The following is a 14,693-nucleotide window of genomic DNA, read 5'->3' on the forward strand; positions in this document are numbered from 1 at the left end:
TCATGTCATCCCGGCGCGTCGAGTTCCGCCCACAGCGCCTCCGGGATCGCGGTGGCGGCGTGCGCGGTGTTCTCGGTGACCTCCCGCGCGCTCCGGGCGCCGACGACGACCCCGGTCACCGCCGGGTGCCGCAGCGGGAAGCGCAGCGCGGCGGCGGCCAGCGGGACGCCGTGCTCGGCGCACCGCGCGGCCAGGGCGCGGACGCGCCGCCACACGTCGTCCGAGGCGGGTGCGTAGTCGTAGGTGGCGCCGGGGGCGGGGTTCGCGAGGATGCCGCTGTTGAAGACGCCGCCGACGAGCACGCCCACCCGGCGCTCCTCGCACAGCGGCAGCAGGTCCTCGGCCGCGCTCCGGTCCAGCAGGGAGTACCGGCCGGCGACGAGCACGCAGTCGACGTCGGTCTCGGCGACGAACCGGGTGAGCATCGCCGTCTGGTTCATGCCCGCCCCGATCGCCCGCACCGCGCCCTCGGCGCGCAGCCGTTCCAGCGCCGGGTACGCGCCGGTGACGGCCTCGTGCCAGTGGTCGTCCGGGTCGTGGATCAACGCGATCTCGAAGGAGTCGAGGCCGGAGCGCTCCAGGCTCTCCGAGAGCGACCGGTAGACGCCCTCGGTGCTGTAGTCGCGCACCCGGACCAGGCCCTGCTCGTCGTGGAAGGCCTCGTCGTCGGCCGCGGCCTCACCGGGCACCAGCAGCCGGCCGACCTTGGTCGACACCGTGGACTCCGCCCGGGGTCGGGACGCCAGGAAGGCGCCGAGGCGCCGTTCGGCCAGTCCCGCGCCGTAGTGGGGCGCGGTGTCGAAGTAGCGGATGCCCTCGGCCCACGCCGCCTCCAACGCGGCGGTCGCCTGCTCCTCCGCGACCCCCGAGTACAGGCCGGCCAGCGGCGCGGTGCCCAGGCCGAGGCGGGTCACGGTGACGTCGGAGCGGCCCAGCGGCACGCGTTCGGCGAACCACGGCCGCGCCGGGGGTGCCATCACGCCTGCCCGAGGACGTGGCGCTGCCGGCCCAGCCCGTCGATCTCGGCCTCGACCACGTCACCCGCGCGCAGGTAGGGGAAGTCGTTCGCGCCGAAGCCGACGCCGGCGGGGGTGCCGGTGTTGATGACGTCACCGGGCTCCAGCACCATGAACTGGCTGAGGTACCAGACGACGTGGCGGACGCCGAAGATCATGTTCTTGGTGCGGCCGTCCTGGCGCGGCTCGCCGTTGACCCACAGCCTCATCCCCAGTTCCTGCGGGTCGCCCACGTCGTCGGGCGTGACCAGCCAGGGGCCGAGAGGGTTGAACGTCTCGCACGACTTGCCCTTGTCCCACGTCCCGCCGCGCTCGTGCTGGAACGCCCGCTCGGTGACGTCGTCGGCGATGGCGTAGCCCGCGATGACCGCGTCCGCGTCGGCCGGTGAGCCCAGGTAGCGCGCGGTGCCGCCGATGACGACCGCGAGCTCGACCTCGTAGTCCGTCTTGACGCTGCCGCGCGGGATCAGCACCTCGTCGTCGGGACCGACCACCGTGTTCACCGCCTTCAGGAAGACCACCGGTTCGGCGGGCGGCGGTGTCGCGGTCTCGGCGGCGTGATCGGCGTAGTTCAGGCCGATGCACACGACCTTCCCCGGACGGGCGACCGGGGCGCCGACGCGCTGCCCGGCGAGGTCCACGACGGGCAGCACGCCGTCCGCCAGGGCCTGCCGGACCCGGTCCACGCCGCCGCCCGCCAGGAAGGCCCCGTCGATGTCGGCCGTCAGCGGGGTCAGGTCGCGCGCGACGTCGTGGGCGTCCAGGACGACGGGCCGTTCGGCCCCCGCCGGGCCTACGCGCAGCAGTCTCATCGGTTTCTCCTCACTGCGGGTGCGTCGGCAGCGGCCGGCCGTCGGCGCCGGGCCGGGCGTCGCCGTCCCGGTCCACGTGCTCGCGCAGCCAGCGCTCGGTGGTGGTGATGTGCACCAGGGCGGCGGCCTGCGCGAGGACGGCGTCCCGGTCGACCAGGGCGTGGTAGATCGCCTCGTGCTCGGCCAACGTGCGACTGGCCGCGTTGTCGTCGACCAGCCCGCGCCACACCCTGGCGCGGACCGTCGGACCGGAGATGCCCTCCAGCAGGGTCGTCAGCGTGGCGTTGCCGGTGGCGGCCACGACCGCCCGGTGGAAGGCGGCGTCGTGCTTGTTGAGCAGCTCCACGTCCTCGCGGGCCAGGCGCATCGCGTGGAGGTGGCGCTCGACCTCGGCGAGCCCGGCGGCGCCGATGCGGGTGGCGGCGAGCCCGGTGGCGACCGGCTCGAACAGCCTGCGCACCTCGGTGAGCTCCAACAGCGTGTCGCCCCTCAGCAGCTCCACCGCGGAGGCGATGCTCCCGAGCAGCACCTCCGGCTCCAGGCTGGTCACGTAGGTGCCGTCGCCCCGCCGGATCTCCAGCACCCGTGCGACGACGAGCGCCTTGACCGCCTCGCGCATCAGGTTCCGGGACAGGCCCAGCTCGACGGCCAACTGCTGTTCCGGCGGGAGCTTGGACCCCGGTGGCAGCCCGCCCGACTGGATCATGTCCCTGATGCGGTCGATCGCCTTGTCGGTCAGTGACATTCGGTGGATCTCCCCGGAACGTGGCCCTGCGCGCCGGGGGCAGGCTAGCAAGACATCCCATCTCCGCGAAAGAGATGGGATGTGTCAGCGAGTGGCAGGTTCTCGCCACAACGGCATGAGCAGCCAAAATCCCCATTCTCACGCCGAACCTGGCCGCCCGCTCTGGACATCGATCCGCCCGAGTCCTATAAATCCATCCCATGTCCAGGATTGATTCGTCGCACCGCTGAACCGGGAGTGCCGGGCACGATGACTGAGCTGATCACCGCCGTCGACGCGGTCGACGTGCGGTTCCCGACCTCGCTCGACCTCGACGGCTCCGACGCCATGAACCCCGAGCCCGACTACTCCGCCGCCTACGTGACCGTCCGGACCAGCGGTGGCGGGGAGGGGCACGGGCTCGCGTTCACCGTGGGGCGGGGCAACGACGTCGAGGTCGCCGCGGTGCGCGCCTTGGCTCCGCTGGTCGTCGGTTTGCCGGTGGAGGAGGTCCTGGGCGACCTGGGCGCGTTCTCGCGGCGGCTGACCGGCGACAGCCAGCTGCGGTGGCTCGGTCCGGACAAGGGCGTCATCCACATGGCCGCCGCAGCCGTCGTCAACGCCGTCTGGGACCTGTACGGGCGTCGTGAGCGCAAGCCGGTCTGGCAGCTGCTCTCCGAGTCGTCCCCGGAGCAGCTGGTCGACCTCGTGGACTTCCGCTACCTGGAGGACGCCCTCACGCGTGAGGAGGCGTTGGCCATCCTCCGCCGCGCCGAACCCGGTCGCGCCGACCGCGCGGCCCACCTGCGGCGGCACGGCTACCCGGCCTACACGACGACCCCCGGCTGGCTCGGCTACGACGACGAGAAGCTGGTGCGGCTGTCGGAGGAAGCCGTCGCCGACGGGTTCACCCAGATCAAGCTGAAGGTCGGGGCCGATCGCGCCGACGACCGGCGCCGCCTGCGGCTGGCCCGTGCGGCGGTCGGACCGGACATCAGGATCGCCGTGGACGCCAACCAGGCGTGGGGCGTGCGGCAGGCGATCGACTGGATGACCACCCTCCTGCCCTACGACCCGTACTGGATCGAGGAGCCCACCTCACCGGACGACATCCTCGGCCACGCCGCCATCCGGGCGGCGCTGACCCCGGTGAAGGTCGCCACCGGCGAGCACACCCACAACCAGGTCATGTTCAAGCAACTGCTCCAGGCGGGCTCCCTCGACATCCTGCAACTCGACGCCAGCCGCACCGCCGGCGTCACCGAGAACGTCGCCATCCTGCTGCTGGCCGCCAAGTTCGGCGTCCCGGTCTGCCCGCACGCGGGCGGGGTCGGGCTGTGCGAGATGGTCCAGCACCTGGCGATGTTCGACTACGTGGCCGTCAGCGGCACGACCGAGGACCGCGTCATCGAGTACGTCGACCACCTGCACGAGCACTTCACCGACCCGGTGCGGATCCGCCGCGGCCACTACCTCGCCCCGACCGCGCCCGGCATCAGCGCCGAACTGCACCCCGCGTCCATCGCCGCCCACCGCTTCCCCGACGGGCCCGTCTGGAACAGGCAGGCCACCGCGTGACCGCACCCGAGCTCGCCGGCCTGGCCGCCGTGGTCACCGGCGGCGCCTCCGGCATCGGCCTGGCCACCGCGCTGCTGCTGGCCTCCCGCGGCGCCCGCGTCGCGTGCCTGGACCTCGTGCCGGACGGCCTGCCGGAACCGCTCGTCGGGATCCGGGCCGACGTGTCCGACGACGACGCCGTGCGGGCGGCCGTGGAGCAGGCCGCACAACGGCTCGGCGGCATCGACATCCTGGTCAACAACGCCGGGATCGGCGCCCAGGGCACCATCGAGGACAACACCGACGACGAGTGGCGGCGGGTCTTCGACGTCAACGTCTTCGGCATCGTGCGCACCACCCGTGCCGCGCTGCCGCACCTGCGCCGCTCCCGCCACGCGGCGATCGTCAACACCTGCTCCATCGCCGCGACCGCCGGCCTGCCCGACCGCGCCCTGTACTCCTCCACCAAGGGCGCGGTGCTCGCCCTCACCCGCGCGACCGCCGCCGACCTCGTCCGCGACGGCATCCGCGTCAACTGCGTCAACCCCGGCACCGCCGACACGCCGTGGATCGCCCGCCTGCTCGACCGCGCCGACGACCCCGAGGCCGAACGCGCCGCGCTCGAAGCCCGCCAGCCCCTGGGCCGCCTGGTCACGGCCGACGAGGTGGCCGCCGCCATCGCCTACCTGGCGAGCCCGCTCGCCGGCTCCACCACCGGCACCGACCTCGCCGTCGACGGCGGCATGAGCGGCTTGCGCACCCGTCCCCGGACCCCGACCTCCGACTCCGGCTTCCCGCACCACACCGCGCGCTAGGAGAACCGCCGTGCCGACCACATCCCGCGCCCGCCTCGCCGCCGTCGCCGCCCTCGCCGCCGCGCTGAGCGCCTGCGGCACAACGGACTCCGGGCAGTCCGGCTCGGGCGCACCGGTGGTCGGCGTCGACTACCCGCGCGCCGACACCGACTTCTGGAACTCCTACATCGAGTACAGCCCCGGGTTCGCGGAGGAACTCGGGCTCGAGCTGAAGACCACCAACTCGCAGAACGACGTCGCCAAGCTCACCGCCAACGCCCAGACCTTCATCAGCCAAGGCGTCAAGGGCGTCGCGATGGCGCCGCAGGACACCGCGGCCATCGCACCCACGCTGGAGCAGTTGGCGGCGAAGAAGATCCCGGTGGTCACCGTGGACACCCGCCCCGACACCGGCGACGTGTTCATGGTGGTCCGGGCCGACAACCGCGCCTACGGCGAGAAGGCCTGCCGGTTCCTCGGCGCCAAGCTCGGCGGCAAGGGCAAGGTCGTCATGCTCCAGGGCGACCTCGCCTCGATCAACGGACGCGACCGCACCGAGGCGTTCAACGACTGCGTGAAGGAGAACTACCCGGACATCACGGTCTTCGGCGAAGCCACGAACTGGGACGGCGCGGTCGCCGCGCAGAAGCTCCAGACCGACCTCACCGCCCACCCGGACATCAAGGGCGTCTACATGCAGTCCAGCTTCGCGCTCGCCGGCACGCTCCAGGTGCTCAAGCAGAAGGGCCTGCTGGTCGGACCGGACGACCCGGAGCACGTGTTCGTGGTCTCCAACGACGGCATCCCCGAAGAGCTCGCCGGCATCGCCGAGGGGAGGATCGACGCCACCGTCTCGCAGCCCGCCGACCTCTACGCCAAGTACGCCCTGCACTACCTCAAGGCCGCGATCGACGGCAAGACGTTCGCGCCCGGCAAGACCGACCACGACAGCACCATCATCCAGGTCCGCGACGGTCTGCTGGAGGACCAGCTCTCCGCTCCCCTGGTCACCGCCGACGGCGGTACCTACGACGGCGTCGCGAGCCTCAAGAACGACGACAAGTCCCTGTGGGGCAACAAGATCGGCTGATCGGAAGGGTGGTGCGCGAGATGGCTGCGACCGCGCCCGTCGCCGAGGCGACGGGGATGACGAAGCGGTTCGGGTCCACCGTCGCCCTGCACGGGGCGTCGATCAGGATCGACCGGGGGCAGACCCACGCCCTGGTCGGGCGCAACGGGGCGGGCAAGTCGACCCTGGTGTCCATCCTCACCGGGCTCCAGCCGCCGGACGAGGGCGAGGTGAGGTTCGACGGCCGGCCCGCGCCCCGGCTCGCCGACCGCGACGCCTGGCGGCAGCGGGTGGCGTGCGTCTACCAGAAGTCCACGATCATCCCCGAGCTGACCGTCGCCGAGAACCTCTTCCTCAACCGGCACGGCCGCGGTCGCGGCGGGTTGATCAGCTGGAAGTCGGTCCACCGCGAGGCACGTGAGCTGCTGGACACGTGGTCGGTCGACGTGGACGTGCGCACCCCCGCCAAGGAGCTCGACGTCGAGCAGCGGCAGTTCGTGGAGATCGCCAGGGCGCTGTCGTTCGGCGCCCGCTTCATCGTCCTGGACGAGCCCACCGCCCAGCTCGACGCCGCCGCGATCAACCGGCTGTTCGCCCGGATCGACGACCTCCAGCGACAGGGCGTCACCTTCCTGTTCATCAGCCACCACCTGCGAGAGGTCTACGAGATCTGCGACACCGTCACGGTCTTCCGCGACGCCAGGCACATCATCACCGCACCGGTGGACGAACTGCCCCGCGCCGAGCTGGTCGCCGCCATGACCGGCGAAGCCGCGGCGGAGGCGGGCGGTCGGCGCCGGGAACCGTCGCCGGACGCCCCGGCCGTGCTCGAGGTGGACGGCGCGTCCCTGCCCGGCGCGTACGAGGACGTGTCGTTCCGCGTCCGGGCCGGAGAGGTCGTCGGACTCGCCGGCGCGGCGAGCAGCGGCCGCATCGAGATCGCGGAAACCGTCGTCGGGTTGCGGGCGCCCGCCTCCGGCACCGTGGAGATCGCCGGCGTCCGACCCCGGCCGGGCAGCGTGCCCGCCGCCCTGGCCGCCGGCGTCGGGTTCGTCCCGCAGGACCGCCACCACCAAGGACTCGTGCCCGGGATGTCCATCGCGGACAACGCCACCCTGACCATCCCGCGACGGCTCGGACCCGCCGGGTTCATCGACGGCCGCCGCCGCGACGACATCGCCGAGGCCATGATCGGGAAACTGGCGATCAAGACGCCCGGACCGGAGCTGCCGGTCTCCGGGCTCTCCGGTGGCAACCAGCAGAAGGTGGTCATGGCACGCGCCCTGGCAGGCGACCCGGAGCTGCTGGTGCTGATCAACCCGACCGCCGGCGTCGACGTGCGGTCCAAGGAGTTCCTCCTCGGCAAGGTCGAGGAGGTCGCCGAAACCGGCACCGGCGTGCTCATCGCCTCCGACGAGCTCGACGACCTGCGTCTGTGCGACCGGGTCCTCGTGGTCTTCCAGGGCCGAGTCGTCGCCGAGACCGCCCGCGGCTGGCACGACCACCAGCTCGTGGCCGCGATGGAAGGAGTGGACCTCGATGCCTGAGACCACGACCGCGGCCGCGGTCACCGACGACGGCTCGACGGGCGATCCGGTCGGCGAGCGGCCGTCCGGCGGGCGCGCCGGTGGACGGCGGATAGCCTTCGCCCGGCTGCGGGACCTGGCGCTCGTCCCCGCCATCATCGTGATCGCCGTCGTCGGTCAACTGGTCAGCCCGGTGTTCCTGCAAGCCGACAACCTGATCAACATCCTGCAGACCATGTCCGAGATCGCCGTCCTGGTCCTGGCCCAGACGCTGGTCCTGATCGTCAAGAAGATGGACCTCTCCCTGGAGTCGACCGTCGGCCTCGCGCCCGGGGTCGCCGCCTGGCTCACCGTGCCCGTCGGCGCCGGCCACGGGCTGGGCCTGGTGCCCGGCGGCTGGTCGATCCCGATCACGCTGGCCGTCGGCGTGCTGATCGGCGTGGTGAACGCGCTGCTCATCATCCGGTTCGGGCTGCACGGCTTCATCGTGACCCTCGGCATGCTGATCGTGCTCCGCGGCATCCTCACCGGCATCTCCGGCGGCCAGACCTTCTTCCGCCTCCCCGATTCGATGCTCTACCTCGGCACCGCGCAGTGGCTCGGCGTTCCCGCGTCGGTGTGGCTGTGCTCGGTCCTGTTCGCCATCGGCATCGTGGTCCTCGGCTTCACCGGCTTCGGCCGGTCCCTCTACGCCATCGGCGGGAACGTCGACGCCGCCAAGGCCGCCGGCATCCGCACGGACCGCGTGCTCTGGACCGTCATCGTCACCGCGAGCCTGCTCGCCGCCCTCGGCGGCCTGCTGCTCTCCGGGCGGCTGGCCTCGGTCGCCTCGGGCCAGGGTGACGGCTACATCTTCACCGTCTTCGCCGCCGCCGTCATCGGCGGCATCAGCCTCAACGGCGGCAAGGGCACCGTGTTCGGCGCCTTCACCGGCATCCTGCTGCTGTTCATGATCCAGAACGTGCTGACCCTCGGCGGCGTGCCCGCGCAGTGGATCGGCGCCCTCAACGGCGCCATCATCCTCATCGCCCTGGCGGTCTCCCGCATCACCGGGGGCAAGGCGCAGGAATAAGCGCGCGCCGGTGCGGATTCGCGGCCACCCGGCGGGTGAGCCGCCACTGGGGTCGACCCGGTGATGCCGCAGTCGCAGGCGCCCGGGTACGGGCTGGTCGATCCGGTGGGTCGTGGCGGGTTCGCCGTGGTGTACCGGGCCGTGCAGGTGAGCGTGGACCGCGAGGTCGCGGTCAAGATCGACAGCCGGATGGTGGTCGACGAGAACGACCGCCGCCGGTTCCTGCGCGAGGCGCGGACGGCCGGGCGGCTGTCCGGGCACCCGAACGTGGTCGACCTCTACGACGCGGGCGTGCTCACCGACGGGCGTCCCTACCTGGTGATGGAGCTGTGCACCGGCGAGTCGTTGCTCGACCGGCTGCATGACGGGGGCGCGCTGCCGGTGGACGAGGCGTGCGGAACGCGGACACGACCGATCCGGACTCGGGCGCGGCCTTCAAGGCGGGGCGGCAGTCGGTCTCCGGTGGTGACGCGCTGTCGTTCGTCCGCCGGCGGGGCGGGCTGCCGCGCGGCGAGCTCGACCGCATCGCCCGGCAGCAGGCGTTCATGCGGGGGGGCTGGTCGACAAGGTGCTGTCCACCGGGACGCTGACCGACACGACGACCCTCTCCCGGCTCACCGACACGCTGCGGCGCACGATGGTCATCGACGCGGACTGGAACATCCTCGACTTCGCCCGGCGGATGCGGGACCTGGCGGCGGGCGACGTCGAGTTCGTCACCGCACCGGCCAGGGTCGCACCGGACGGGACGACCACCGCCGACCCGGTCGGGCTGCGTGCTTTCGTCAGCGGACTCGCCGGCGGCGCGCCCACGACTTCGGCGACGGCCGCCGAGGACGACCTGGAGGGCGAACTGCCCCCGCCGGAGGCGGTCGAGCGCTACCGGCGGCTGTTCCCCGCCACCCCCGCCCGGGGCGCCGCGCCGCCCGCCGAAGACGGCACCGGCTCGTTCGTGCGATCCCTGCTGGGCGTCGGTGACCACGCGGGCGGCGACGCGGTGGGCCTGATGAGCGGCAGGTTCGTCGTCTACCGGCACCTCGCCGACCGGCGGTTCGGGGGCCTGCCGACCGGGGCCGGGCAGGACGCGCCGACGCTCCCCCTGCCCCCGGTGGCCGAGGGCGTCCGGGAGGGCCGCGCCCACCTCGTCGCCGAGCTGGTCTTCCGGTACGACCTGCCCGGTCACGGCGACCTGGTGTGGCTGGCCCTGGTGGAGCCGGAGACCGGCTCGGTGCTGTACCTGGAGTGCCAGACGTGCGCGGTGGGCGGCCTGGTGTTCCGGCAGGACCCCAACGTCGCCACGGGGGACCTCGCCATCACCTCCGCGGCCCCGGACGCGGTCCTGGCCGACCACGACTCCTTCCAGCCGCTCGAGGCGCTCGACGCGCCCGTGGGCGACACCCAGCACCTCAGCGGCGCCTACGTCGCCATCCAGAACGTCAAGAACCCCGGCATCGTCCCGCCGACCAGGCCGGCGGGCCAGGACTTCGACGCGTTCGCGCCGCGCACCGACGACTTCGCCGCGGTCAACGCCTACTACCACCTGACCGAGCTGTTCCGGTACGTCGAGGACCTCGGCTTCCCCGTCTCCTCCTACTTCGACGGGACCGACTTCCCCGTCCCCGTCGACCACCGCGGCCTCGGTGACGCCGATGCCCAGAACATCAACGCGCACTGGTCGCCGAACGGCACGGGCGGCACCGGGCACATGTGCTACGGCCTGTGCGACGTGGAGAACCTCGCCCAGCCGCTCGGCCGGGCCGTCGACCCGTGGGTGCACTGGCACGAGATGGGCGGGCACGGCACGCTCGGCGACCACGTCGGCACCGGTCTGCTCGGCTTCGCGCACAGCACGGGCGACGGCCTGGCCGCCATCCGGCAGGACCCGGAGTCCGGGCTGCGCGGCCTGCCGGAGCGCTTCCGCTACGCCCCGTTCCGGCCGTTCCAGACCGAACGGCGCTTCGACCGGGCCGTCCCGGAGTGGGCCTGGGGCGGGCCGAAGGACCCGGCGAACGTGAGCTACCTGGGCGACTACCGGACCGAGCAGATCCTGGCGACCTGCCACTTCCGGCTGTACCGCGCCCTGGGCGGGGACCACGCCGACCTGGCCCGCCGGACCTTCGCCGCCCGCGCGACCACCTACCTCGTCCTGCGCGCCACCGGGAACCTCACCGCGGCGACGAACCCCGGCAACGTCGACCCGGTGACCACGGCGCACGTGCCGGGACGGGGCGCGCAGCTGTGGTGCGAGGAGTTGCAGGACGCGGACCTGCAGAACTGGACGTCCGAGGGCCTGTTCGGCGGTGCGTACAACAAGGTGGCGCGGTGGGCGTTCGAGAAGCAGGGCGGCTACGGCGGCGCCGCCCCCGAGGTGGACGTGCACATCGACGACGGCCGGGCGGGCGAGTACCAGTTCCAGGCCGTGCACTGGCACAACCAGTCGGTGTGGAACCGCACCAGCCCCGACGGCCTGCCCGGTCACCAGAACGCCCTGCCCGGCGTGCCGAACTTCGCGTACGCCAAGGTGAAGAACCGCGGCACCGCGGCTTCCGGCGAGGTCGTGGTCAAGGGTTTCCACTGCCTGCCGGGCGCCGGGCTGACCTGGCCGGTGGACTTCACGCCGATGGGCCCGGCCGCCGGGCTCGTGATCGACGGCATCGCACCGGACAACGGCGAGGAGGTCGTCGTCGGGCCGTTCGAGTGGGTTCCCAACGAGAACGTGCACGGGCACGACTGCGCGCTGCTGATCGCCTCCACCGAGGGCGACTCCAGCAACGTCGACCACTTCACCGGCGACGAGACCGTCGAGGAGTGGCGGCTGGTGCCGCACGACAACAACGTGGGCCAGCGCAACATCGTCATCGCACCCGGCGGAGGAGGTGGGGAAGCGCTCGTGGCCGCGCTCGACGGCGCGGTGTTCGTCGCGGGCAACAGCCGCCCCGAGACCGCCGCGCTGCACGTGCGGGTCCGGCTGCCCGCCCTGCTGGCGCGCAAGGGGTGGCGACTGGACCTGCCCGACGCCGCGGACCTGCGCCTGCGGCCGGGCGAGAAGCGGACGCTGCGGCTCCGCCTGGCCGCCGGCGACGACTTCACCGCCGAGGAGGTCGATGACGACCGGGACCGCGACATCCAGGTCGTGCTCGACGCCGACGGCCTCGTCCTCGGCGGCATGACCTACCGCCTCGACCCCCGGCTGACCAAGCCCTCCCCGGCCTGAACCCGCACCTCTCCGCGGCGCCGGAGGAGCAGCCGGCGCGGTGGCACCGCAGTTCTGCGGCGATCCCCTACCCACGAACGGGTGAATTCGCTCCGATTCGGCGGCGGGCCGGCGTGATCGCTGGAACCTGGGGTGGCACCCCGGCGACAGCCCGGGGCCACCCACACGGAGCGTCGACGTCGCATGAGCGGGAAACCCGAGGAAGAGCCGCCTTTCCAGGGTCTGCACGCCCTGCTGGACGTCTTCCGCGACCTCGTCGAACGTCCGCGCTGGAGCTTGCGCAGGCCGAAGGAGGGCGAGTACCGCGGCGACCGGACGCTGCCGATCCTGTCCCTGGTCGGCGAGGTGCCCGGCGACGTGCCGCGCGCGCTCGCGACCCGGCTGAACCAGCCGGAGCTGGACAAGGTCGCGCACGTCATCGTGGACGCAGCCACCCTGCCGCCCGACGCGGGCGGATCGCTGCTGCCGTTGCTCGACGTCGTGCACCAGCTGCTGGAGTGGGACAACAAGGGCGCGGGCGGGCGGCTGCGGTTCCAGCACTACCGGCTCGCGTCGTGGCTCACCCGGCAGAGGATCGAACCGGTCGACGGCCGGGACGCGCGCGCGGCGAGCCTCGCGATGCTGCGCACCTGGTACAAGAAGGACCGACCCCGGGCGATGGCCGGCGACGGCGACGGCCTGCCGTGGTGGGCGCGCCTGCTCGTGGCCATCGGCGGCCCGCTGCCGTTCTGGCTGTGGACGCACCGCTGGCCGATCGTCGGCCGGGTGCCTCGGTGGTTCATGCGGCAGCCGTTCATGGTGCCGCTGCACTCGACGACGTTCGTGGGCTTCGCCGAGCGCCTCACCATCGGCCGGCGCGGCACCGAGGACCCCGAGCAGATCAAGAAGGTGCTGGCCCACGCCTTCCTGCGGGACCTGCGCCTGGCCTACCGGCCACGTGGTCTGCGCCCGCGGCGCTGGCGGCGCACCGCGTACGTCGTGCTCGTGCTGGACAACGTCACCGACGAGGGTTGGGAGCTGCTGCGCCTGGTCAACGACGTGCGCAACGAGAGGGGCGACCTGGACCCGCTGCTGGTGGTGGCGCGCAGCGACGCCCCGCCGTCGTGGAAGAGCCCGCGCGGGATGCCCCTGGTGCGTGACATCCAGTCCGTGGTGGACCACTGGTACCGGATGCTGCCGACGCTGCGCCAGCGCCAGGAGGGCGACGCGCGGTTCGTGTTCGCCCGCCTGCCCGAGCCGTCCGACGAGCCGTCCGACGCGGACCGCGAGGCCTGGCCGAAGATCCGCTCGCTGCCGCCGCGCAAACCCGCGTGGCTGGCACGTCGAGGCGTCGCCCTGACCGCGGCGGCGGTGCTGGTCGCCGCCCCGCTGGTCACCGCCGGCTGGTGGACGGTGGACCGCTGGACCGCCGACTGCCTGCCCAGCCCGTCCTCCGGCGCGGTCGCGCGGTGGGACGACGTCCTCGGCCAGTGCGTGGGGTACAGCGACAACAGCGACCTGGTGTTCGGCGAGGACCCGCGGCTGCGGTTGGCGCAGTTGGCCGTGTTCCAGCAGAACACCGTCGCGCGCGACCTGCACGAGGCGAACCGCGAACGGCCGCTGGTCAGCCTCGTGTACTTCACCGGTCTGACCCACGACGAGGCGGACGCCGGCACCGACCACTCCATCGCGGACGAGCTGGAGGGCCTGCTGATCCGGCAGCAGCAGCACAACCGCACGGAGCAGACGGAGCCGTTGCTGCGCGTCATCGTGGCCAACGGCGGCAGCCGGATGACAGCCGCGCCGGAGATCGTGCGGGACCTGATGGCGCCGCTGTTGCGCGACGACCCGACCGTGCTCGGCGTCATCGGCATGGACCGGACCGTGCCGGAGACCGAGACGGCGATCGCGCTGCTGGGGCACCTGGGCACGGCCGTGGTGACGATGGTGCTCACCGGCGAGCACCTGGGCGAGGTGTCGCCGCTGTACTTCCAGCTCCCGCCCGGCAACCGGGTCCAGGCGGGGATGGTCGTGGACTACGCGCGCCAGACGTCCCGGCAGCTGACCGTCTACCACCCGCCGGCCGAGGACGCGTACATCAAGACCCTGGTGGACGAGATGTCCACCGCGGTGCAGGCGCACGCGGCCGACCTGGAGGCACGGCTGCCGGTCCACTGGGAGGAGTCGCCGGACGAGGTGGAGGTGCGTTGCGGTCGCGGGGAGATCGCGTTCTACGCGGGCCGCGAGAACCAGTTCGCGGTGTTCCTGAACCGGGTCGTGAGCCTGTGCGGGCGCGAGGAGTCGCCGACCGTCGTGGGCGACGACTCGGTGATCAGGTTCGTGGCGCAGCAGAAGAGCCGCGACCAGTACGAGCTGAACGGCCTGCCGGTGTCCTGGGTGGACCTGGGCGGGCAGGTCGTGGCGGCGGGTCGGTCGTGCCGCGACGAGGGCCGTCCGGCGACCAACCAGAACGAGCAGCCGCTGGTGACGTTCTGCGACGGGTACAACTGGCTCTACCAGGTCTCGGACGCCAAGCCCGCGGCCGCCAACGACTACGCGCGCGAACTGGCGCGCACCCCCGGCCCGCTGTGGCCGGGACAGGGCATCGGTCTGGCCTACGACGCGGCGGGCCTGTTCGTCGCCGCCGTGCGCCGCAACCAGCAACGCCCCGGCCACGGCCCGGAGTACCTGCCCCACCGCGCGGCCGTCGCCCAGGAACTGGTCGAACGCAGCCCGTTCGACGGCGCCACCGGCCAGATCAGCTTCCGCGAGTCCCGGACCGGCGCGCAGCGCCAGCTCATGATCGCGCGCATCGACGACATCGGCGACGCCTCCGCCGTGCCGCACTGCGAGTTCGTCTACCGCGACGGCCAATCCGAACCCTGCCCCACCTGACCGGTCCAGAGCGACATCGTTGCGGCTGCGGCAGC

The 14,693-nt window shown here is 72.6% G+C and carries 11 protein-coding genes and 1 pseudogene; 9 read left to right on the plus strand and 3 right to left on the minus strand.

Translation table 11 applies throughout. From position 1 onward, the window contains the following. Nucleotides 1-5: 5 nt before the first annotated feature. From ACQPYE_RS25090 to ACQPYE_RS25100, 3 genes are read right to left on the minus strand one after another with little or no spacing between them, the layout of a single operon-like run. Nucleotides 6-977: an aldo/keto reductase gene (locus ACQPYE_RS25090; protein WP_498714836.1), complete on the minus strand. Its 972-nt coding sequence runs from the start codon at nt 975-977 to the stop codon at nt 6-8. Continuing rightward, a complete protein-coding gene (locus tag ACQPYE_RS25095) occupies nt 977-1,828 on the minus strand; it encodes a fumarylacetoacetate hydrolase family protein (protein WP_498714837.1) in 852 nt (283 codons plus the stop codon). The genes ACQPYE_RS25090 and ACQPYE_RS25095 overlap by 1 nt, the downstream gene beginning before the upstream one ends. A gap of 10 nt (nt 1,829-1,838) precedes the next feature. Beyond that, nucleotides 1,839-2,573, minus strand: coding sequence for a FadR/GntR family transcriptional regulator (locus tag ACQPYE_RS25100; protein ID WP_498714838.1), 735 nt, complete (start codon nt 2,571-2,573; stop codon nt 1,839-1,841). 249 nt (nt 2,574-2,822) lie between these two features. Between ACQPYE_RS25100 and ACQPYE_RS25105 the strand changes: the two genes are divergently transcribed. The 9 genes and pseudogenes from ACQPYE_RS25105 (at nt 2,823) to ACQPYE_RS25145 (ending at nt 14,658) form a co-directional block, all read left to right on the plus strand. Further along, complete coding sequence (locus tag ACQPYE_RS25105) at nt 2,823-4,130, plus strand: enolase C-terminal domain-like protein (protein WP_498714839.1); 1,308 nt, start codon at nt 2,823-2,825, stop codon at nt 4,128-4,130. Next, nucleotides 4,127-4,924 carry an SDR family NAD(P)-dependent oxidoreductase gene (locus tag ACQPYE_RS25110; RefSeq protein ID WP_498714840.1) on the plus strand — a complete coding sequence of 266 codons (798 nt, stop codon included), beginning with the start codon at nt 4,127-4,129 and terminating at the stop codon, nt 4,922-4,924. Before ACQPYE_RS25105 ends, ACQPYE_RS25110 begins: the two co-directional genes overlap by 4 nt. A gap of 10 nt (nt 4,925-4,934) precedes the next feature. After that, a complete protein-coding gene (locus tag ACQPYE_RS25115) occupies nt 4,935-5,993 on the plus strand; it encodes a sugar ABC transporter substrate-binding protein (protein ID WP_498714841.1) in 1,059 nt (352 codons plus the stop codon). 20 nt (nt 5,994-6,013) lie between these two features. Continuing rightward, nucleotides 6,014-7,519 carry a sugar ABC transporter ATP-binding protein gene (locus tag ACQPYE_RS25120; protein WP_498714842.1) on the plus strand — a complete coding sequence of 502 codons (1,506 nt, stop codon included), beginning with the start codon at nt 6,014-6,016 and terminating at the stop codon, nt 7,517-7,519. Further along, a complete protein-coding gene (locus ACQPYE_RS25125) occupies nt 7,512-8,570 on the plus strand; it encodes an ABC transporter permease (protein WP_498714843.1) in 1,059 nt (352 codons plus the stop codon). Before ACQPYE_RS25120 ends, ACQPYE_RS25125 begins: the two co-directional genes overlap by 8 nt. Before the next feature lie 63 nt (nt 8,571-8,633). Further along, nucleotides 8,634-8,948: pseudogene (locus ACQPYE_RS25130) on the plus strand (protein kinase domain-containing protein); the annotation flags it as partial. Between the two features lie 14 nt (nt 8,949-8,962). Then, a complete protein-coding gene (locus ACQPYE_RS25135) occupies nt 8,963-9,160 on the plus strand; it encodes an LCP family glycopolymer transferase (RefSeq protein WP_498714844.1) in 198 nt (65 codons plus the stop codon). After that, nucleotides 9,139-11,784: a hypothetical protein gene (locus ACQPYE_RS25140; RefSeq protein ID WP_498714845.1), complete on the plus strand. Its 2,646-nt coding sequence runs from the start codon at nt 9,139-9,141 to the stop codon at nt 11,782-11,784. The genes ACQPYE_RS25135 and ACQPYE_RS25140 overlap by 22 nt, the downstream gene beginning before the upstream one ends. A 183-nt stretch (nt 11,785-11,967) precedes the next feature. Further along, nucleotides 11,968-14,658 (plus strand): ABC transporter substrate-binding protein, encoded by a 2,691-nt coding sequence (locus ACQPYE_RS25145; protein WP_498714846.1) that lies wholly within the window; start codon nt 11,968-11,970, stop codon nt 14,656-14,658. Nucleotides 14,659-14,693: the final 35 nt, after the last annotated feature.

It is taken from the genome of Actinosynnema sp. CA-299493, assembly GCF_050946825.1.
Classification (GTDB): domain Bacteria; phylum Actinomycetota; class Actinomycetes; order Mycobacteriales; family Pseudonocardiaceae; genus Actinosynnema.